The sequence below is a fragment of the Rhodoferax sp. genome (assembly GCF_028715765.1).
Lineage (GTDB): Bacteria > Pseudomonadota > Gammaproteobacteria > Burkholderiales > Burkholderiaceae_C > Rhodoferax.
In genome coordinates this window covers 42,885-60,879 of record NZ_JAQURE010000018.1, presented here as the reverse complement: position 1 = coordinate 60,879, position 17,995 = coordinate 42,885, and the positions used below count along the sequence as shown (strand labels likewise).

At 55.6% G+C, this 17,995-nt stretch carries 26 protein-coding genes; 7 read left to right on the top strand and 19 right to left on the bottom strand.

The features are described 5' to 3' along the window. Positions 1–69: 69 nt before the first annotated feature. The 14 genes from PHT20_RS08375 to PHT20_RS08310 all read right to left on the bottom strand — a co-directional run bounded on the left by PHT20_RS08375 (position 70) and on the right by PHT20_RS08310 (position 11,014). Positions 70–561, bottom strand: a complete 492-nt coding sequence (locus PHT20_RS08375) for a hypothetical protein (RefSeq protein WP_301020149.1) — start codon at positions 559–561, stop codon at positions 70–72. Beyond that, entirely contained in the window at positions 494–1,513 is a 1,020-nt protein-coding gene (locus PHT20_RS08370) for a reverse transcriptase/maturase family protein (RefSeq protein WP_301020148.1), read from the bottom strand. Before PHT20_RS08370 ends, PHT20_RS08375 begins: the two co-directional genes overlap by 68 nt. Before the next feature lie 270 nt (positions 1,514–1,783). After that, complete coding sequence (locus tag PHT20_RS08365) at positions 1,784–2,170, bottom strand: four helix bundle protein (protein WP_301020147.1); 387 nt, start codon at positions 2,168–2,170, stop codon at positions 1,784–1,786. Between the two features lie 75 nt (positions 2,171–2,245). Further along, a complete protein-coding gene (locus PHT20_RS08360) occupies positions 2,246–3,601 on the bottom strand; it encodes a hypothetical protein (RefSeq protein ID WP_301020146.1) in 1,356 nt (451 codons plus the stop codon). Then, positions 3,598–3,843, bottom strand: coding sequence for a hypothetical protein (locus PHT20_RS08355; protein WP_301020145.1), 246 nt, complete (start codon positions 3,841–3,843; stop codon positions 3,598–3,600). The genes PHT20_RS08360 and PHT20_RS08355 overlap by 4 nt, the downstream gene beginning before the upstream one ends. A gap of 39 nt (positions 3,844–3,882) precedes the next feature. Further along, positions 3,883–4,365, bottom strand: a complete 483-nt coding sequence (locus tag PHT20_RS08350) for a phage virion morphogenesis protein (RefSeq protein ID WP_301020144.1) — start codon at positions 4,363–4,365, stop codon at positions 3,883–3,885. Between the two features lie 82 nt (positions 4,366–4,447). Then, positions 4,448–5,770 (bottom strand): phage minor head protein, encoded by a 1,323-nt coding sequence (locus PHT20_RS08345; protein WP_301020143.1) that lies wholly within the window; start codon positions 5,768–5,770, stop codon positions 4,448–4,450. Then, positions 5,757–7,340 (bottom strand): DUF935 family protein, encoded by a 1,584-nt coding sequence (locus tag PHT20_RS08340; protein ID WP_301020142.1) that lies wholly within the window; start codon positions 7,338–7,340, stop codon positions 5,757–5,759. Before PHT20_RS08340 ends, PHT20_RS08345 begins: the two co-directional genes overlap by 14 nt. Continuing rightward, positions 7,340–8,746, bottom strand: coding sequence for a terminase family protein (locus tag PHT20_RS08335; protein WP_301020141.1), 1,407 nt, complete (start codon positions 8,744–8,746; stop codon positions 7,340–7,342). Before PHT20_RS08335 ends, PHT20_RS08340 begins: the two co-directional genes overlap by 1 nt. Continuing rightward, a complete protein-coding gene (locus tag PHT20_RS08330) occupies positions 8,746–9,318 on the bottom strand; it encodes a DUF3486 family protein (protein ID WP_301020140.1) in 573 nt (190 codons plus the stop codon). Before PHT20_RS08330 ends, PHT20_RS08335 begins: the two co-directional genes overlap by 1 nt. A 4-nt stretch (positions 9,319–9,322) precedes the next feature. Next, positions 9,323–9,634, bottom strand: coding sequence for a hypothetical protein (locus PHT20_RS08325; RefSeq protein WP_301020139.1), 312 nt, complete (start codon positions 9,632–9,634; stop codon positions 9,323–9,325). A 9-nt stretch (positions 9,635–9,643) separates the two neighbouring features. Next, positions 9,644–10,036, bottom strand: coding sequence for a hypothetical protein (locus tag PHT20_RS08320; RefSeq protein ID WP_301020138.1), 393 nt, complete (start codon positions 10,034–10,036; stop codon positions 9,644–9,646). Then, the gene (locus tag PHT20_RS08315; RefSeq protein WP_301020137.1) at positions 10,026–10,511 is read right to left on the bottom strand and encodes a hypothetical protein; all 486 of its coding nucleotides are present in this window, start codon (positions 10,509–10,511) and stop codon (positions 10,026–10,028) included. The genes PHT20_RS08320 and PHT20_RS08315 overlap by 11 nt, the downstream gene beginning before the upstream one ends. After that, positions 10,508–11,014, bottom strand: coding sequence for a lysozyme (locus PHT20_RS08310; protein WP_301020136.1), 507 nt, complete (start codon positions 11,012–11,014; stop codon positions 10,508–10,510). Before PHT20_RS08310 ends, PHT20_RS08315 begins: the two co-directional genes overlap by 4 nt. A gap of 119 nt (positions 11,015–11,133) precedes the next feature. Between PHT20_RS08310 and PHT20_RS08305 the strand changes: the two genes are divergently transcribed. Next, positions 11,134–11,454 carry a Gp49 family protein gene (locus tag PHT20_RS08305; RefSeq protein ID WP_301020135.1) on the top strand — a complete coding sequence of 107 codons (321 nt, stop codon included), beginning with the start codon at positions 11,134–11,136 and terminating at the stop codon, positions 11,452–11,454. 9 nt (positions 11,455–11,463) lie between these two features. After that, positions 11,464–11,634 carry a hypothetical protein gene (locus tag PHT20_RS08300; protein WP_301020134.1) on the top strand — a complete coding sequence of 57 codons (171 nt, stop codon included), beginning with the start codon at positions 11,464–11,466 and terminating at the stop codon, positions 11,632–11,634. A gap of 20 nt (positions 11,635–11,654) precedes the next feature. On the opposite strand, the gene PHT20_RS08295 is transcribed toward PHT20_RS08300, so the two are convergent. The 4 genes from PHT20_RS08295 to PHT20_RS08280 all read right to left on the bottom strand — a co-directional run bounded on the left by PHT20_RS08295 (position 11,655) and on the right by PHT20_RS08280 (position 14,793). After that, complete coding sequence (locus PHT20_RS08295; RefSeq protein WP_301020133.1) at positions 11,655–12,881, bottom strand: hypothetical protein; 1,227 nt, start codon at positions 12,879–12,881, stop codon at positions 11,655–11,657. Further along, positions 12,832–13,863 carry a nucleoid-associated protein gene (locus PHT20_RS08290; protein WP_301020132.1) on the bottom strand — a complete coding sequence of 344 codons (1,032 nt, stop codon included), beginning with the start codon at positions 13,861–13,863 and terminating at the stop codon, positions 12,832–12,834. Before PHT20_RS08290 ends, PHT20_RS08295 begins: the two co-directional genes overlap by 50 nt. Positions 13,864–13,931: 68 nt before the next feature. Beyond that, entirely contained in the window at positions 13,932–14,252 is a 321-nt protein-coding gene (locus tag PHT20_RS08285; protein WP_301020131.1) for a hypothetical protein, read from the bottom strand. A gap of 34 nt (positions 14,253–14,286) precedes the next feature. Beyond that, complete coding sequence (locus PHT20_RS08280; RefSeq protein WP_301020130.1) at positions 14,287–14,793, bottom strand: helix-turn-helix transcriptional regulator; 507 nt, start codon at positions 14,791–14,793, stop codon at positions 14,287–14,289. A gap of 48 nt (positions 14,794–14,841) precedes the next feature. Between PHT20_RS08280 and PHT20_RS08275 the strand changes: the two genes are divergently transcribed. Continuing rightward, positions 14,842–15,033, top strand: a complete 192-nt coding sequence (locus PHT20_RS08275; RefSeq protein ID WP_301020129.1) for a DNA-binding protein — start codon at positions 14,842–14,844, stop codon at positions 15,031–15,033. Positions 15,034–15,192: 159 nt separating this feature from the next. Here the strand turns inward: PHT20_RS08275 and PHT20_RS08270 are convergent, their stop codons facing one another. Next, positions 15,193–15,465 carry a hypothetical protein gene (locus PHT20_RS08270; RefSeq protein WP_301020128.1) on the bottom strand — a complete coding sequence of 91 codons (273 nt, stop codon included), beginning with the start codon at positions 15,463–15,465 and terminating at the stop codon, positions 15,193–15,195. Here PHT20_RS08270 and PHT20_RS08265 point away from each other — a divergent pair. From PHT20_RS08265 to PHT20_RS08250, 4 genes are all read left to right on the top strand, one after another. Continuing rightward, positions 15,464–16,054 carry a hypothetical protein gene (locus PHT20_RS08265; RefSeq protein WP_301020127.1) on the top strand — a complete coding sequence of 197 codons (591 nt, stop codon included), beginning with the start codon at positions 15,464–15,466 and terminating at the stop codon, positions 16,052–16,054. The two genes, PHT20_RS08270 and PHT20_RS08265, sit on opposite strands and share 2 nt — an antisense overlap. 166 nt (positions 16,055–16,220) lie before the next feature. Continuing rightward, on the top strand, positions 16,221–16,697 hold the full coding sequence (locus PHT20_RS08260) for a hypothetical protein (RefSeq protein ID WP_301020126.1): 477 nt from the start codon (positions 16,221–16,223) through the stop codon (positions 16,695–16,697). Then, positions 16,694–17,032, top strand: coding sequence for a transcriptional regulator (locus PHT20_RS08255; protein WP_301020125.1), 339 nt, complete (start codon positions 16,694–16,696; stop codon positions 17,030–17,032). Before PHT20_RS08260 ends, PHT20_RS08255 begins: the two co-directional genes overlap by 4 nt. 37 nt (positions 17,033–17,069) lie before the next feature. After that, entirely contained in the window at positions 17,070–17,990 is a 921-nt protein-coding gene (locus PHT20_RS08250; RefSeq protein ID WP_301020124.1) for a hypothetical protein, read from the top strand. Positions 17,991–17,995 lie beyond the last annotated feature (5 nt).

The window sequence follows — 17,995 nt, the reverse complement described above, 5'->3', positions numbered from 1 at the left end:
AAAAATTCCATGGTGATCACCTTGTTTGCTCCTGCCTAAAAAGTAGGCAGCGCTAGTAAAACACCTGGCTCAGTTTTGGGGCGGCATAACCTCTAAAAGTGGCTCAGTTTTCGGTCGGCGGCAACACCCCCATTGCCGAATCGACTCAACAAACTCACCAAATACGGTCATGGCCTGAATTTCATCAGCCTTGGGCGTGTACATGCCCATGGCCGCGCCTACACCTATGCGAGAAAAGTAATTCTCATCGTCCTGGGTGTAGCTGGCCCTGATCATCTGAATCATGCGGGCATCAATCAAAGCCACGTGCGGGCTGGCGACCTTGATCTGTTCCCGCAGCAAGTCGGGTAATGGATTTGGCAGCAGCTCAATGCTGGCAGAGATGGCCACAGACTGATCGTCTGGCAGTGCGACCCCATCAAAAATAACGATCACCGTGCGGCCGTCGGCAAGCGTAGCCAACTCCTGTCCGGTTTGCTCACCCTGCTGGGCTTCAGGCAGGCGCAGTGTGTGCGTTGTGACTGTGTCGATAACTTTTCGGTAGGCGTACAAAGATGGCATGGTGTTTTTCCTTCAGGAATTGAGTGAGCGGTTTCAATGAACAGGTTCTCTTGGCGTGGCCAAGCCGGGAAATGACGGATTCAAGCCGACCGTGACGTGCATCTGCTCTTAGTGCACTGATCACATGTGGGCGCACAAACCGCGCTGTAGCCCAGGTGCGAAAACCTACAAAATTCGCACCGCGCTTGATGGGGTGTAGGCTGTAGTGGCTGATCTCCAGCCCAATCATCGCCAGGTGTTGACGAATGCTTGCGAGCCAAGCCAATCCAATCGCTCGGCTGGGTGCCAGCATGATGCTGTCATCCATGTAGCGGGCGTAGTCCGCCACTTTGAGTGTGCGCTTGCAGTAGTGATCCAGGCTGTTGAGATAAAGGTTTGCAAACGTCTGGCTCATCAAATTACCAATAGGCACACCAGTAGCATCCGGCCGCTTTGCGAACGCAGCCATCAGATCCAGGGTGGGGGCGCACTTGACAAAGCGCTCCAGCAGCAACATCAAAATGTCGCGGTCGATGCTGTAAAAAAATTTACGCACATCGACATGCAGCACCCAGTCGGTGCGTGGTGCCCGGCGCATGGCGGCCTGCAGCCAGTCCGCTGCTTTGTGTGTGCCAAGGCCCACCCGGCACGCAAAGTTGGTGCTGATGTAACGAGCCTCAAACAGCGGTGAGGTGACCGCGTAAACCGCATGCTGCACCACCAGATCTCGAAATGCAGGTGCCTCAATCAGGCGCGGCTTGCGGCCATCGGTGACCATGAACTGACTGCACGGGCGTGGCTGGTAAGTTTGGCTTTGCAGCTCCCGTTGCAGCTCGGACAGGTTAGCCCCGAGATTGCGCGAAAACTCAAAGCAGGCCCGATGGCTGCGCTTGTGTCGACTGGCCGCCAGATACGCCGCCAACAGCGCATCTGGGGTGCAAATGCTGTCATAAAGATGGCCTGCGCGCTTCATGCAAGGACTCCTGCACCAATTTTCACGCGCTGACCAACACGGGCCATGGGCGCTACCAAAGGGGGCTTGAGCAAAACATTTCGCCGCAAGGCACGGCAAAGGCTCCCTCTCTGCCAGTCAGCACACGCTGCATAAGGCGTATTTGGCACAGAGTCAGAGCGAAAGCCCACGTTGTCGTTCGAGTTACCCCGAACGTTGTTCAGATTCAGGGCCCAGACCCCGGCATTGCCGCCGTTGTCCCAATTGGCACCCGAAATCACACAGAGCATGTCAAGCCTCCACCGCATTCAAGGGCTCTCGCCCATGAATTTCCATGTTGAGCCAGCCGCCAATCATGCGACCCAACTCATCAACCATTCGCGTGATCACCAAGTGGCGATGTGCGCCTGGTGACTCAGCATCTTTTCGCCCAGTGCTGTAGCCAAACAAACCCAATTCATGGGCCAGGTTCAGCATCATGCGCAACTGTTCATGACGCACATCGAGTTGCGTCAATGTCGTTTTCTTGTTGTAACGTTTTTGGCACTCGGTCACCAGGTTGTAAACATCCAGGTAAGCCTGGCGAATCCCCTGCGTCAGCGTGTATTTGTGGCAATTTGGGAAATGGGCCAGATACATCTCCAGCTGCACTGCAAAAAGCACCAGCTTGCGATGCAAGCCTGCTTCTGCGTGTATTGATTGCGTTTTTTGAGCCATAAAATTTTTTTGAACCCTTCGTTATCACTCAGGGTGTCAGAGATACGAGGCAGAGCGAAAGCCCACGTGGTGGTTCGAGTTACCCCGAACGTGGTCCAGAAGCAGGGCCCAGACCCCGGCAGTGCCGCCGTGGACCCAAGCGGCACCCGAAATCACACAGAGCTCATTGGGGCGAGCGTCATAAAAATAATCTGTACCAAACGCATTGGAGCCGCTCACACCAGTGACCAGCGGTATGCCTGCACCTGTCATGGCCCAAGCTGTGCCACTGATGGCTGGGCTGAGTACTTGTGTGGCCGCGCCAAAAACTTTGTTGGTGTTGCTGGCGGTCATTGATTCATAAGTGGTGCCCACGTTGTCATACAGCGCCACCAACCCGGTTGCGCCCCACAAGTCCGTGGCCAATGCATTGCCGCCCGTGGCTGTTGTGATGTTTGCGGCAATTTTCAGCAGGTAATAGTTAGCACCGTCACTGGTCAACCCAGGAGCGATCTCCCACATATTGCCGTTGAGATCCGCCACGCCGCAGGCTTGCCCGTTGTGGGTTGTCCTGGCCAGCGCGTTGGATGACCCTGTTTTGGCGCAATTCGAGTAGCCGTCTGACACGTAGAGCAGGGTCGCGTCATTGGCGTCGCGCAGTGCGTTATTGTTGTTTCCCTTGGGAAAGTTGGTGACACCTGCCGCATCAAACCAGGCGCAAAAGGCAGTGCCCGTGCTGGCTTGCGCGTGCGCAAGTGACAATAAAGCCAGCATTTTGTGAACGAAAAGACTCGCACAGAAGAATGTGATCCCGCGTGTTTTTGCCGCTGCAATGGCCCCACCATAGTTGTTGGCAGGCGCACCAGTTAGACCACCGAATGGGTTGTGTGCACTGCTGCTGCTCAATGGGTTGCCATTTTTGACCGAACTGGCCACGCCGGAATTGTTGCTGCACTGGTATTTGTCAACAAACACCCCCAGCTGAATCGCGCCTGCGTTGTAAAAGGCCCGATGCAGCGCAAACCCTTCAGCGTTGGCTGCAGCCACATTGGCAAACGCAGCGTACGCCCTGATGTCTACCCGGTTGACACCCAAGCCATTGGACCCAGTGCCAATCTTGTAAAAAAAGGCTGGCACCCACACCATGACAGAGCCGTCCGTGTACTGGTAATTGCCGTAGTTGTCGCTGGCGGGGTCGCTGGTGCCGTACATGGCGCTGAAGCCCGTGGGTAGCGCGGGGCAGATGCCTACCCCGAAGCCTTGTTGACCAGGGTTGCCGATGGCGTTGAGGTTAGCGCCGACGGGTATCTCCATGCCACCAGACGATAAAACAACCCCACCGGCCATACTGCGTTTCGCACGCACACCACCGACCAGGTCAAACAGCTTTTGAAACGCACCGAGCGCACTCATTGCCGCACCCACTTGCTTTCTGCAGTCAAAACGCCAGCAACCCAGGTGTAAGTTTTCACCCAGCTGTTCGCCCCGTCCGTCGCTGTTTCGGTGGTGATATTCCCATTTGAATCTCGACCATACGCAATGGCGCAGTCCTCGGGGTTAAACACTTCACCGATTGAATCTTTCGCAGATCCAACCACGGCCACCGCTTGTGGGCGTAAGGGCCGAATTGGCCCGGGAGTGATGACGACTTCCATGATGTCCTTTCAGGTTGTGAACAAAAATGAGGGATAACTTCAACGATGCGCGAGGTAGTTGTTCAGAATCTCAACGATCGCCTCCCTTGCTGGCACTGACAACGCCTGAGTCTGAGGATTGAACGGAAGAAATGGCCGCGCAGCAATCCTCTTTCCTGGAATCATGCTTTTGGGACTGGTGACACCGCCAAACATGTGCATTGCGGCGTATGGCTTATTGCTACCCACGCTTGCGAAGTCGGCACCAAAAGATGTTTGCACTGAGGCGGCCAAGCCACCGGCTGACACCTGCAAAATTTGACCAGGCCAGCTACCCTTTCGGGTTCGGAACACTTTTGTTGTCTCATCACTCAAATCAGGCCACTTGCCAAGCGGCCCGCTTTGGGTCTTGAACTGGCGCTCACTTTCGCTGGCCAGCGCATTGGCCACCTCAGCCATTGCTGGGCGCATGTCTTTGACGCGGGCAGACAGTTGGCGCAGCATGTCCGATGCTTCCTGGTCTTTGACTTCAATCGTGATCATGGGGTATCCTTAAGACGTTGGCGGTGATCCCACCTGGGGTGGGCATTGATGGCCGGTTCGAACCCGTGCACCGCCAGCGCCCTCACTTCACCATCTCCCAGCGCCCTGATTGCACCTTTTGCATCACCAACGCGTTGTCAGTCAAATAGGCGCTGGCAGCCGCACCGGTTTTCTCAAACACCAACTGAACAGACTGCTCAGAGGTCCCGTGCGCATAAACCAAAACAAGCTGCCCCGTCTTTTTGTCCAAATAGGCATATGCGCCCGACAAAAGCTCTGGCGCCGCCAACCAATCACCTGGCTGAAGCGCGTCACCGTCATTCCCGTGCCGCTTGGCCTTCTTGCCCACAATCAAGCGGTCTTCCACAGACAGCACCGGCGAAAAATTCAGATCTTGCTCAGCCAAGGCAAGCACTGTCTGCGGCGACAAAATGCCCACCGTCATGCTCTGGCCTTGAATGGCGTTTTCACCCAACTTATTGCGAATGCCTGAACGCTCAGTGTTTTCAATGAACGCCCTCCAGGCTCTCATCCGCGTATCCGACAACACGGCCTGGCGCACCAGGTCAAATCCAGCCGCATTGCCCAACGCGTCCACCGCCTTTTTCGCCAGCAACTTGTCCATGGGGTGCCCCGCCAGTGGGCTTGAGTCAAAACCCGGGTCAACCCACATGGTGATCGACTTACCCAAAGCATCCTTCACGGTCACACCCGTCTGATGGGTACGAAACAGCTCGCCAGTCGCAACGTTTTTACCTGCGGTCACCTCGCGAGTCACGATGTCGGGCGGATCTGAGAGCGACAACCCCTCGCGTTTGAGTTGCCCCTCGGTAAGCCCACGTGTGCGACAGCGGCAGTTATGACCGTTCGGCGGGTAAATGCTGGCCCACACCGCATCATCCTTGCGCCAAATCTTTCCATCCAAAGCAGCGTGGCTGGCACGGGTCCGGCCATCCATCACAGCGACATACATCAAATAAACGCAGGATGTCGCAGCCATTTGCGCCTGCATGCGCCCAGCCATGAACGCGCTCTGCAAATTCGTCTGGTAAATCGTTTTCAAGCGGTGCGGGCTGCCCAACTGCACCTGCTGCGCCTGGCCTTGACTGTCCACCACAATTTGCTTGCCCCACCACCCCTTCGCCTGCAGCAGCGGCGTCAGCTCAGCTTCAAACTGGCGAAGCGTCTTGCCGGTGGCAAGCGCATCCAGAACCCCGGTGCGAATATCACGCAGCACATCCAGGCGCATCGCCTTTGCCACGGTAAAGGCTCGGGCATGGGCCTCATCCAGCATTTCAGCCCAATTGAACGTGATCCGAAGCCCTTTACCCTCCAGGTACGCCATAGCCTCTTTTGGCGGCATGCCAAACAACGCCATCAGCACAGCTGGATCAGTCTTGTCCATTGAGTCGCCCCCAAACCTGGGCCGCAAAAATCAGCCGTGACAGATGGTTTTGAAGAGAGGCCTCATCGGCCTGAGGGAACTTTTCAGCCAGCTGCCCAAGCAGCTCCTGTGGGTTTTGATTGGCCTTCACCAGCAGCTCGCGAACAGGGACCAACATGGACTGCATTTGCTCCTGGAGCCAATCATCTGGCAAGGCCTTCATCACAAGGTCAAAGGCAGACTGATCAGCAAACGACATGGCCGCCAACGATTCCGCAAAACTCGCTGGCGCAGCAGTGTCGGAATTTCTCCGCGCAACTACTCGCTCGATGCGGTTGCCAAAGTCCGTCCCTGCTGGTAATGGTGTTGGTGCAGGTGGTGGTGCCGGTGCTTCTTGCCAGTGCTCGCCATATTTGGCCCTCACACCCTCAAGCGACATCTTGAAACCCATGCTGGCCACGTTCTTGGCGGTCTCGCTGGCCGCCTTCAGATCCTCATCTTTCTTGATGACTCGGTACACCCGGCAGGGTGTCAACCCGTTGAACTCACAAAACCACTTCAGCAGCGTGCTGTTGATGGTCTCGCTCAGCAAATCAGAATCCGCCTGCGACAACTCCACCCGCACGTCTTCGCGCTCATTACTGGCGGCCGCCAAGGCACCGCCGCCTTTGCCACGCGGTGACTGGCCCAAAATCACCTCCATGATCCAGTCATCCATGTACTCGCACAGGCTTTGCTGCGTGGTGATGGAGCCGGTCAGCTTGCTTTCCAGCAGCTCCAGCCCCATGCCCTCGGGCGTCATGATGACGCCGTCATTGCTCATCGCCTTGAGAGCATCAAACAGCGTGCCTTTTTCCTTGGGGCCAGCACCTTTGGGGTATTTTCCCCAGGGCGTGGGTGAGCCAAAGCGGTCATTGAGCTTGTTCCAGGACAAAATGCCTTTGCGCTTGAAAAACACCGGCCAATACAGCTGCAGGCCCAAGCCAGTGCCATACGGGTTGTCATCCTCTGGGTTCACCACATGCACCATGAACTTCTTATCAGGCACCACCTCGCCAGTCAGCATGTTTGACTTGGTTAACAAATGCAGCGCTGGCGGGGCATTGGCATCGGTCTGCACGTAGACAAACCGGTGTTGTGCGCGCTTGATGACCCGAGCTGGCGTGTACCGGCTGTCAAGGTAAGTCCAAACAATCTCAGCAGGCACAAACCCGACCAACAAGGCATCCATCAACCGGTCACACAAGGTGTCGAAATTGATGCTCTTGAGCATTGCCGTGACGATCTCGACATCTTTGTCAGCGGCGTCCCCCTGACCAATCGGCTCCACCTGCCACGGCTTGCCAATCATTGCCAGTTTGCGTTTTTGCAACCCGCTGAACACCTTGCCGTCCCGCTTCAAATCACGGTACAACTCAAACGCACGCGCGCCGTTACCACGCTCCAGCAGCAGCGGGTCATTGGTGCGCAGCACCCCCATGTAATTGGTCTCGAACGGATCGTGCAGCCGGTTGGCCACCTCGGTGTCAAGCTCGGGGCGGCCCACTGCGGCCTGGCTATTTTGGGTATTGGGTGCTTTTTTGGTGGCCATTACATAAATCCTTGTGCGTCAGCACCACGGGGTTGGCCGCTGCTTGTGAATTCGATAGGGGCTTGTGGGTCAGACCCGGCATGCAGAGCCAGAGCCAACGCCCAAAAGCGGTCAGCGTGGCCATCAGGTGTGCTTTCGGCCACAAAGCGAATGTTTCCAGCTGCGGTGACTACCTTCTGCACCTTGCGCAAGTCGGCCCGAATGATGGGTTCGTCAGGAATACGCACCGCACGGTCCTCCATGGCGCCGCGCACCGGGTAAGCCAGCGCCTCCTTTACCGGGCCGGTAAAGGTCACACACTCCACCCGTTGCTCGCCAAACTTGTCCTGTGCGTCATCACCCCAGCCAATGCCCAGGCCTGAATAGTCCAGGCACACCCGCTCGCAAAGCTCAAACCACGGGTACAAAATGGCCTCCTGGGCGCTTTTGCGCATGTTTTGCATCGTCTCCACATGCCTGGTGTAAAACACATCACCCAGCTGCTCCAGAACCCACAGCACCGTCAAATCCTTCTTGCGGCCAATGTCCACACCGCAGAACAAGCGCCCGGTGAACGGCCCTTCCAGGCCGCGTTGCCAGTCGGCACCGTCTGAGTACTCACAAGCGGTGATCAAGCCATATTCCAAAAACTTGGCATCATCATCGGCCGCAATGCACATGTACTCTTGGTCAAACGATTCCGCGTCTGCCGCACCGTTGCGCACGTAGTCAAAATACGCCGCCTCATCCATGTCCTGCTGCTCTGCATCGCCGGGCAGTGCCTGCTGGAGCTTGTACAAAAACCCCTGGTCAAGCGCATCTTGCAACGTCACGCGGTGCAAGCTGATGCGCTTGGGGTTGCCCTTTTCGCGGGCCTCACGAATCAGGCCATTGAAAAAACTGTGTGAACCCCGGTGCGTGCTGATCACCTCCATGGCGCCACCCCAGGTGATACCCGGGTAAGCAATGGCCCACAGCTTGCGCTGATCCGCATGCAGTGCAAATTCATCCAGCACGCGGCTGCCACGTTTGCCCGCCTGGGCATCGGGGTTGCTGCTCATGCTGTGAATGCGCCTGCCACTGGCAAACTGCAGCACATAGGCCGTCAGCTTGTCCTTGGCATCAATCACCACCTCGCCCAAATCCTTGGCGGCCAGGTTCATGATGCCAGCCCACAGCTTGCAGTCCTCAATGAAGAGGCGCGCCTGAATGTCATCGCGGCTGCTCACCCATTCGTCAAACCGGGCCCCAAAGGCAGCAGCGCGCTCAGCGGTGCCATAGGCGGTAGACCAGCTGATGCCAATCTGGCGCGCCTTCTCCATCAGCTTGATGCGTGACTGATCCTTGATCCAGGCCGCCTGGAACGGCAAAAAGATGGCATCCCGGTCAGCGGGTATAACCTTGGCACGGCCTTTGATGGTTGCCATCAGACAATCCCAAGCGCTTCACGGATGGCCATTTTGGTGTCTTCTGTGACCCCACCCTTGGTGCCCATGGCATCCAGCTTGGCACGTTGCTCTTCAAGCACCTTGCGTCGGGTGTCTTCTTCCACCTTGGCCTGAAACTGTTTCAAATTCACGCTTGACCTGGTCAATGTGGCAATGTTTTTGGCGGCAGAAGACAACATGCCAACCCGGTCGGACGGGTCCATGTCGGGGTCATCGGCCTCCTGAAGATTCAGGATCGCTTCAAACAACTCGGTCTGAATCAGCGCCGTTAGCGCCTCGCTGCGGGCATCCTTGTCATCACCCGCTTGCGCCTGGATGATCTTGGCTGCCTCCGTGCTGGCCCTGATGGCTGACAGTCGGCGATCAAGTTTCTGACCATACCGGTGCACCGCTGCCCGGCTGGGCAGCTCACCTGCATCCAATGCAGACGAAAAGCGCGCATGCAGATCCGCAATCAGTTCATCAAGCGTCAGGCGGCCCTCAGCCAGCTTGCCCTCGATGTACGACTTCACATCAGCCGGCAGTCGAGAAATGGTGGATTTGCGACCCATGGCGTTACCAGTACTTGGCCGGTCGGGCAATGCCTGGCTCACAAGCAATCGTGTACTCGGCCACATCCACCCCAAATCGGCTCAACTCTGCATGCCATTTGCCACTGGGCTGTTTGTCGAGTTTCACAAGCTCACGGTCATGCAGGTAATCCATCTCGCGGCGCAACTCAAGTGCAGTGGCATCTGGGTATTCACTTTGAGCCACTGACAAAACCAAACCCTCAAAAGCACCGATCGGGCGTGCGTTGTTGAGCGTGAGCAAAATAAGCCAGCGCAAGGCTTCGCGGCGCAAACGGGCATGGTCAATTTGTTGCATAAATCCCTTTTAGTTGGTGGAGTTGAGTGCTCTTAAAAGCACGTTTTCTACTTTGGTGCCAAGGCCATCAATCTTGGCCTCCAGAACACTTTGGCCACGGATGTAATCCTCACGGCGCACATAGTTCAGCGGCATGTCTGCCTTGAGTGTCAGCAGTTCGCGCTCTACCCGTTGCCACTGCCCTGTGTCAGCTTTGGTGGCCGCGTCAAGCGCGTCTAGTCGCATGTTGAGCTGGGTGTAGTGCGCTTTACTGGCCGTCTCCTGCCCCTTAAATTGCTCTTGCAAATCGCGCTTGATGCCTCTTTCAAACTGCACAGCAATCACCTTGATCAGCGTCCAGCCACCGCCAAAAACAGACGCCAGCAAAACAATCGCATTCGTCACAGTCAACTCAATCATCATTGGCCACCCCTTCGTTGTGCCAATCAATCAAGGCATTGAGCCGTGCGCGACAGGTTTCAAACTCGGCTCCTGCATCAGCTGCCCAAAGCGCGATGTCGGTATCGGTGCTAATGGCATCACCCTCTGCAGCAACGCCGTCGGAGGTCGTGGGCAAGACTGTGATGCCGGGGGAATTGCTGAGCACCCGCAAAGCATTGCCGTCAAGGCAAGTGCGCCCAGTGGTGGCGTGAGAGATGGCACGGTAAGACTCCTGTTTCAGTTGATTGATTTGGGTTTGCTGGGCCAACAAACCGCTGCTAAGTGCATCGCCTCGCGCCTGTGCTGCCAGCAGCACCTCGCGGGCAACACGGTCCTTGGCTGCTTCTTTGGCCTGCCAGCTGAAGTCACTGTGTTGGCCACCCAGCCAAAAACCACATCCACCCCAGGCCGCCAAAAACGCAACCAGCAAACCCCAATTTGGAATAAGTGAACTCATTTCTCCCCACCTTCACCCATGCACAACCGATGCGTTTTTTGGCGGCGCACCCACAAACCAGAACAGGTTGCATTGCCTGGTGCTGAGCAATCGGTTTGACCAACCATGCGCCAGCGCAAAATCTCATGGCAAGCACCAGCGTAATCACTGGCATTGAGCTTTTTCACCAGCGTGCTGCCACAGAAAGCAGTTGAGCCAATGTTGTAAGAAAGGTTGATGTACGCGTCGTACTCATGCTGATGCAAAGGCACCGTCACGCACTGACGCATGGCCCCTTCAAATTTTTCGACATCTGAGAGCTTGCGCACAAGTGCAGCCACTGGCGTGGTGGTGTCGCCCATGTGCACACCGGTGGTGGATCCGAATCCAATGGTTGGAACGGACAAGCCCTTGACGGGATCTGGCACGGCTTTAGAGGTGTAACCCTCATCAATGGCAATGCCAACAAGGCCCGAAGCTGACAGCGCCAATACAGCAATGAGTGAGCGAGTTTGATTTGACATGGCCCTACTTTCGCGCGCGCGAGGGCGGGGCAATGAGTAAAGCGCTTTAGTTATTGGCCATGCACCCAGGGTCAGATCATCAAAGCCTGAAACAAATCAAGTCAACACGAAAGACGCCCATGAACACAAACACCACCCCAGGCATTGAAACCAGCTTGCCACTCGCCAGCATGGTTGCGCCATTTGTATCTGACGAGCGGATCAATGAGGTGATCGTTGGCGCTGATTTTTATGTGTTCCCAGGCACCACGCTAACCGTGTGCTGCCTGACACTAAAAAACGGCTTCACCGTTCTGGGCGAAAGTGCCTGCGCCTCAGCGGAAAATTTTGACGCACTGCTGGGTCAAAAGTATGCCCTGCTCAAAGCCACCAGCAAGGTATACGAACTGGAGGCCTATGCGCTGAAAGAGCGATTGACAACACCTGCAGCGGCCAACTGACTTCAGCCCATGGACGATTCACTGCTGGGCTTCCTGCTCAGAACCTTTGTCTTAAGCGCCTGTTTTGGCGCTGGTTACATCAAAGCGCACGGCGAAGTTGAAGCTGAATGTGAGCGGCTTGGTGCGTTTTATGTGGGCGATAAAACATTCAAATGTGAGTTAAAAAGCCAAGCCAAATGAATTCGGTAAGACGATCAAACTCAGTTGAACCACCCACGTAAAAACAGCCAAACAGGCTCCGTCATAGCCAAATACAGCGCGGCCGCAGCAATAAAACCAATCACAAGAATGAATTGCACTGCAAAAAAAGCCCTGCGCTGCAAAGTCAGTCTGGACTCCAACTTGGGAAAAGTACCAGACACCATGTCTTTGATCATGGCGTATTCACTCTGTACCTTCCCCTTCTTTCGTTTGATCTCGGTTTCAAGGGAGTCCAGGGTATGCAACTGATTGCGCATCACAAAATTGGCCAACACGACAAAAACCAAAACCCCAAGCAATACTGCCGTGTTGACCCAGGCTTGCGGCCCCCAGACATCAGTCACTTTGAACTGAGTGGCGACCAGCACCGTTGCCACAGGAATGCCCAGAATTTGCCCCTGCACATCCGCAAATGTCTTGTTGATCCGGGCCAACTCGTCCAACATGTCAGCTTCCAGCTGATTGCGGACTTTTTCATACGAAAAGTTGGCCACATACAAACGCCGCCCATCGTCAAAGTCTTTGGCCACATCAGATAAATGGCCAAGGAGGGATGCAAAGCGACGCGAAGGCTCTAGCCCGCCAACATGCTTGATAACAGCATCGGCCAGAATGGGCAGCAACTGTTCGTGCAGCTTGTCACTCCCATCAAATTGATCCAGCATGGTCTGCAGGGCAGGCACATTCAGGCTATCTAAATCGGCAGCTGTGTATTTGACAGGCAAGTTGACCTTGCCAGACTTCAAAAACACCAACTCTTCCGCGTCTTTGTCAAAATAAGCCGCTGCCTTGGCAAGCAGAGTCACCAGTTCAATGACTTGTTTGTATCGGACAAACACACTGTGCGCATTCAACACTTCGTCGGTATGAGCCAGTCCATGCTCAAGCCAGAAAAAACGCGGCACTACCGATCTACCTTGCGGGAATTGCAGCACGTCATCAAACGTGTCAGCCAATAGTCCAAGCCCAGTTGCTGGATCGCACAGTTCAACATCTACTGAAACACCTGGGGCAAGGTCGACATCCACATCGTGACGAATCACAACACCATACCGATGCTCATTTGCACGAGCCGTATTGAACGCCTTCACCAGCTCCGGCGTTGCCAATTCAAGCACGCCCGTGCGTCCGCCACCGGCCAGAGTCGTCTGGCGGTAAAGCGGTATCAACAGCGTCTCAAACTTCGTCAGGATCATCGGGTTGGCAATCGCGCTCGAGCTCTTCACGCAAAGAAGGTGGAAGGTTGCTCAGGGTCAACGTACCTGCAGCAGCATCGAACACAATTTCTCTGTTGCGCAGCGCTTTTCGTTCAAAGGTCAACCTCCAATATTGTGACTTGCCTTCAAATTTAACCAAATGCTTCAAAGCACGTTGGTCAGGAATAAAGCCATCCGATATAGACCGCTCAGGTTCAGTGAGTACATCGCGCAGGTCTTGGGGCGCATGTGGCCAAACGTGATTACTGAAGGCTTCCAACTCGACTGGTTGCTTTTCTTTTGAAAGACCAGCCAAATATGCATGCGCCAGACTGAAGAGGTTATCTTTGGCCGCAGTATCCAAATTTTGTTGGTCAGCAAAGTCATCTAATGCTGTGACCAGTTTTTTGGATTCTGCCATCGGTGCAAGAACATCGTTGCATCCCAAGAATAATTTGAAGTAATCTGAAACTTCAGCCTTACCCTTCAGAAAACTAATGTATCGGTCACCACCGGCCAACCATGTCGTTAAATCAACGCGTCCAGCCACACGCAATTGGCTCAAGTCCACATGCACACTTTCAACCACTTCTAACTGCTGTGTAATGGCTTCACCAACGACTTCAGTCACGACCGCGACCAATAAATAGTTGCTAGCACCAGTGGTAATTTTTGCAATCAGAACATAGCCGCCTTTAGCCAGTGGTTCCGCTGCAGCACGTGTTCGCAAGTGTTGCACCAATCGATTGGAGAGATCGCCAAAATCGATGACATTCGCTTCAATATGTTCTCTAATGTGTTTCTGAGCAGGATACTCATTGGCATCAACCTCAAACTTGCCAAAACCTTTGCCGACTTTCTCGGTGTACTGCTTTGATATTCGATCAATCAACCGCTGGATCACAGGGTTCACTGGCAACGGGGCTGTGCGAAGTTCAACTGTCGCTGTCCGTTGTTGCTGTTCCTTGATCAATTTGTGGATGATGACATCCGTGATGACATTGGCTGGCATTGTTTTCCCCCTGTTAAAAAATATTGTTATTTGGCAGGCCTTGACAGATCAGGCGCGCAGTGCCGGCCTCATGTGCGGCCACCATTCTTCAAAATCACCTCTGCATAACGACGCACTCTGTAGACCTGCGGTGCAGACAACTCGATCACCATTCTGGTGCCGAACTCCCGCTCCATAAAGTCAAGAACCGCAATCCGATCTGGCACCTGGTCAAGCAACGCAAGCACCAGCCTCACATCTTTGCCCGCATACTGGTGTGCCGCAGGTGACGCGGGTGCCCGGTAGATGTGCTGAGTAAGGTGCACATTGGTCACGCCGCCCCCCATTTTTCCGATTTGAATTGCACCATTGCCGCTGCTGTGTTGTGCAGGCATCACTCGGCTGATCATTTTTGCCAGCCATTTTTTTAACTCCCTCACGCATTTACCCCTGTCGTTTTGTTGGTGTGTTTCCTATGCTGCCAATTTGAATCGACCCATCGCCACTGGCGTGCTGGCTGTGGGTGCCACCAATCTGCGTGGTGGGCTTTGCTTTTTTCTCTTTCACGTCGCCCCGCTTGGGGCTGTTGGCCGCAGTGGCCGCAATCTGGCGGATGCGTTCGCGCGCGTCTGAGTGGGCAGCGCGGTAGTGCTCCAGGAGCTGCTCTTCATCGGGGCGCAGAGCAGGGGCCAAGCCGCCCGAGCTACCCATCAGGATGTAGGCGATATCCGCCCCGAACTCCTCAGACATTCGTACGAGTGACTGGCCATCTGGCAAGCGTTTACCAGCCTCCCAGCCAAGAACTGAGTTGCGGTGTACGCCCAGACGTTCAGCGAACTCGGATTGCTTCATCGCCCCCCGTAAGGCAGCGATGCGCGCACCCGTCTCAAAAAATAATTCATCGTTCACGATAAAAGCCTGTACAAGCACAATTAATTGTGCATAATTCACACATCGATTTAAAACCAATCAATTCGACAACCACCACAAGGACCCGCCATGTCAATCGTGATTGATACCCAAAGAGCCAATGACATCAAGCAGCGGCTCTACCAACAAAAGCTCACCGTCAAGCAGTGGGCAGCCAACCACGGCTACCAGTACCACACCGTCAGCAACGTGCTGCGCGGTGTCAACAAGGCCACCTTTGGCGCCGGGCGCGAAGTGGCCGAAAAGCTCATTCGTCTCTAAACCCACCGCCAAAGGCCAAAAAAATGACCAAACCGCATTACCGCTTGCATGCAGATGGAACCGTCAGCCAGACAGCTGGTGGCCTCGCACATTTGCATGGGCAGTCGGTGTACCTGCCAATTGGCCATGAGAGCGGCTTGGGCGGACAGGTGGTCTACGTCAATCAGCAGGGTCGCTTTGTTCCGCCGCAATCTGGTCCCGTGCGATCTGCAGCGTCCGGTAGATCGACGGGATCAAGTCAGCCAGCTTCTGCTGCGCTTGCGACTTCTCCCAGCCACGCATGTCGCCTCCCAACCGTATGTCGCCATTGGCAACGAATGCAGCAGCAAGTTGCACGGCTTGCTCGAAAAGTCTTTCGCTTTGCATGACGCAATCCCCCTGATTTTTAGGCCACCAATTTACCACCACCAAACCACACCAAAGAAAAGCCATGAAAACCCCACCCCACACCCCAGAGCAAGCCCAGCAATGGCTTGACGAACATGGTCTGAGCAAGGCCGAAGTGGCTCGCCGCTTCCAGGTCAGCGTCAGCTTGGTGGATGCCATCGTGCGCGGCCAAAAGCCCTGCAAGCGCGGTGCCAGCCACAACATCGCCGTGTTCCTGGGCCTGAAGGTCGGCCAGGCCGTGGCAGCCAAGCATGATGAAGTGGGTTTCAGGAAAGACGGCCCGGTGATTGGCGGCGACTACGTGCCCGCTGACACAGTGCTTAGTGACCATGTTGCCCAGCAGCTTTGCGCTGTTTTGATGGCGGGTTTTGCAGAAGTTCAAGCGCGCTTGCAAGCTCTGCATGACCAGATTGCCAGTTTGCGTCAGGCTCCATGCTCGCCATTACGCGCAGCGCCTTTGCCACAGAGCCCGGATTCACCAGCCCCTTTGCTGCCAACTGCTGCACCAGCACCACATACGCACTGCGCTGCACGGTCTGCGCCATGTGCAAGCGTTGCACCTCGTCAGTCAGTTGTTGCACCAGAGCCAGGATTGATTCACGGTCATTCATTGCGCACTCCAAAGGTTGATTGATGAAGACTCAACTTTGCGCCCAAAAACCAGCCGAACCGCATTTCCAGTTGGGGCATTTGTTTCGCAGCCCATCTGGCGACCCTCTCTGGAGGCCTTCCAAAATGAACGCTTGCACCCAATCCGATTTGATGGTGGCTGTTCACGGCCTTTCCAAAGGTGGCCTGAAATGACCCGACGCAACTGGAAACGCGTGCGCGCCACCAGCACCATCGAGGCATTGCGCCTGTGCAAAGAATTTGCACTTGAGCGGCACAACCTCAGCGTTGAGCGCATTGCAGACCGCATGGGTGCCACCCATGACAGCTTGTACAAGTGGCTGGCCACAGGGCGCATGCCACTCATCAGCCTGCCCGCATTTGAGTTGGCCTGTGGCTGCCACTTCGCCAGTGACTTCCTGGCGGCCACCGCTGGCAAGCTGGTCATTGCCATACCCACAGGGCGCACTGGCAGCACCACCAGCATGGTCGAGCTCAACACCGGCTTTGCTGAGGCGCTGCAAATGCTCAATCACTTTTACGACAACCCAACCCATGTGAACCCTGCCGATGTCATTGCCGCCTTGACCAGCCACATGGCAGAGGTTGCCTACCACCAGGCCAATGTGGCCCATTGCACAGCACCTGAACTTGACTTCACATCATGACCACCCGCCACACCACCACGGCCACAGATGCCACCACCTACAAGCTGGCCGAACCCATTCGCAAAACCTGCGAACTGTTTCGGCTGTTGGCAGGCCATGAAGTGCTTGGCCTGGCCCCCGCAGAGATCGCCAAAGGCCTTGAGGTGCCTGCCAGCTGGGTCAGCGTCAACCTGCCAGCACTGTCCTCCACCGGCTTTGTCGAGCGGGTTGATGGCACCAACCGCTGGCGGCTTGGTGTGCCCTTTGTGCGCATTGCCATGACGGTCAACACCGAACTGGCCAGCGCCAAGCGCCGCCTGGACGAAGTGTCAAACCGCTACCACGTGCCCTTGTAAACCAAACATTCATCCCCGTACAGAAAGACCCGCCACCATGGCCAAACAACCCACCCCCGCCGCGCAAGTCATTGACGTGCCCATGAACGAAGCCCTGCTGTCTGAGGACATCAGTGCCGCCAACCAACTGGCCTTGGCCACCGCCCAGCAAGACAGTGCCGTGCGCGCCGTGGCCCTGCAAATGGGCTACCAGCTGCCCGCCGACTGCACCGACCCCGACCTGATCCAGCGCGACATTGCCTCAAATATGTACCGAAGCGTTGAGGCTTGCCTGGAAGTAGGCAAGGGCTTGCGGGTACTGAAAGAAGCTTGTGGCCACGGAAATTTTGTAGCTAGGCTTGAGACACTAAATCTTGATAGACACGTTGCTGCCCGTTTTGTGTCAGCTGCTGTCAAGTTTTCAAATGTGCGTTCGAACGCACATTTGACCAAGGCCATTGGTAACCAGACAAAGCTGTTCGAGATGATCTGTCTGGATGGTGATCAACTCGAAGAACTCGAACTCACTGGCCAAACCGGCGAACTCGCCCTGGACGATGTGGCCACCATGAGCGTGAAGGAACTGCGCAAGGCCGTGCGTGAGGCCAAGCAAGAAAAAGACGCCACCGACAAGCTGCTGGAAACCAAAAACAAGCAAATCGACAAGCTCACCCGCCACATTGCCAAGGCCACTCCAGATGAAGTTCTGCTGGAGCTGCAAAAAGAAACCACCGCCTTCACAAACGACGCGCTGGGCTGTGTGCAAGGCCAATTGCGCCAGGCGTTCATCGCCCTCAAAAACCACAGCACCGCTGACCACAGTTTGTTCATGGCGGGGTTGGTGGGCCAGGTGCAAGCCGAACTGGCAGCGTTGCGCGAAGAGTTCAACCTGCCCGACATCAGCAACGCCCGCGACCAAGAGTTGGCCGCCGAGGTGGCGCAGTGGGCTTTCCCCCAACCCGAAAACACCGCGCTCTGAGGCAA

What these genes read in the sequence shown, in the direction of transcription:
- PHT20_RS08375 (WP_301020149.1), bottom strand. Translation starts at nt 561, where the DNA reads ATGCCATCTTTGTACGCCTACCGAAAAGTTATCGACACAGTCACAACG.
- PHT20_RS08370 (WP_301020148.1), bottom strand. Translation starts at nt 1,513, where the DNA reads ATGAAGCGCGCAGGCCATCTTTATGACAGCATTTGCACCCCAGATGCG.
- PHT20_RS08360 (WP_301020146.1), bottom strand. Translation starts at nt 3,601, where the DNA reads ATGAGTGCGCTCGGTGCGTTTCAAAAGCTGTTTGACCTGGTCGGTGGT.
- PHT20_RS08355 (WP_301020145.1), bottom strand. Translation starts at nt 3,843, where the DNA reads ATGGAAGTCGTCATCACTCCCGGGCCAATTCGGCCCTTACGCCCACAA.
- PHT20_RS08350 (WP_301020144.1), bottom strand. Translation starts at nt 4,365, where the DNA reads ATGATCACGATTGAAGTCAAAGACCAGGAAGCATCGGACATGCTGCGC.
- PHT20_RS08345 (WP_301020143.1), bottom strand. Translation starts at nt 5,770, where the DNA reads ATGGACAAGACTGATCCAGCTGTGCTGATGGCGTTGTTTGGCATGCCG.
- PHT20_RS08340 (WP_301020142.1), bottom strand. Translation starts at nt 7,340, where the DNA reads ATGGCCACCAAAAAAGCACCCAATACCCAAAATAGCCAGGCCGCAGTG.
- PHT20_RS08335 (WP_301020141.1), bottom strand. Translation starts at nt 8,746, where the DNA reads ATGGCAACCATCAAAGGCCGTGCCAAGGTTATACCCGCTGACCGGGAT.
- PHT20_RS08330 (WP_301020140.1), bottom strand. Translation starts at nt 9,318, where the DNA reads ATGGGTCGCAAATCCACCATTTCTCGACTGCCGGCTGATGTGAAGTCG.
- PHT20_RS08325 (WP_301020139.1), bottom strand. Translation starts at nt 9,634, where the DNA reads ATGCAACAAATTGACCATGCCCGTTTGCGCCGCGAAGCCTTGCGCTGG.
- PHT20_RS08320 (WP_301020138.1), bottom strand. Translation starts at nt 10,036, where the DNA reads ATGATGATTGAGTTGACTGTGACGAATGCGATTGTTTTGCTGGCGTCT.
- PHT20_RS08315 (WP_301020137.1), bottom strand. Translation starts at nt 10,511, where the DNA reads ATGAGTTCACTTATTCCAAATTGGGGTTTGCTGGTTGCGTTTTTGGCG.
- PHT20_RS08310 (WP_301020136.1), bottom strand. Translation starts at nt 11,014, where the DNA reads ATGTCAAATCAAACTCGCTCACTCATTGCTGTATTGGCGCTGTCAGCT.
- PHT20_RS08305 (WP_301020135.1), top strand. Translation starts at nt 11,134, where the DNA reads ATGAACACAAACACCACCCCAGGCATTGAAACCAGCTTGCCACTCGCC.
- PHT20_RS08300 (WP_301020134.1), top strand. Translation starts at nt 11,464, where the DNA reads ATGGACGATTCACTGCTGGGCTTCCTGCTCAGAACCTTTGTCTTAAGC.
- PHT20_RS08290 (WP_301020132.1), bottom strand. Translation starts at nt 13,863, where the DNA reads ATGCCAGCCAATGTCATCACGGATGTCATCATCCACAAATTGATCAAG.
- PHT20_RS08285 (WP_301020131.1), bottom strand. Translation starts at nt 14,252, where the DNA reads ATGATCAGCCGAGTGATGCCTGCACAACACAGCAGCGGCAATGGTGCA.
- PHT20_RS08275 (WP_301020129.1), top strand. Translation starts at nt 14,842, where the DNA reads ATGTCAATCGTGATTGATACCCAAAGAGCCAATGACATCAAGCAGCGG.
- PHT20_RS08265 (WP_301020127.1), top strand. Translation starts at nt 15,464, where the DNA reads ATGAAAACCCCACCCCACACCCCAGAGCAAGCCCAGCAATGGCTTGAC.
- PHT20_RS08270 (WP_301020128.1), bottom strand. Translation starts at nt 15,465, where the DNA reads ATGGCTTTTCTTTGGTGTGGTTTGGTGGTGGTAAATTGGTGGCCTAAA.
- PHT20_RS08260 (WP_301020126.1), top strand. Translation starts at nt 16,221, where the DNA reads ATGACCCGACGCAACTGGAAACGCGTGCGCGCCACCAGCACCATCGAG.
- PHT20_RS08255 (WP_301020125.1), top strand. Translation starts at nt 16,694, where the DNA reads ATGACCACCCGCCACACCACCACGGCCACAGATGCCACCACCTACAAG.
- PHT20_RS08250 (WP_301020124.1), top strand. Translation starts at nt 17,070, where the DNA reads ATGGCCAAACAACCCACCCCCGCCGCGCAAGTCATTGACGTGCCCATG.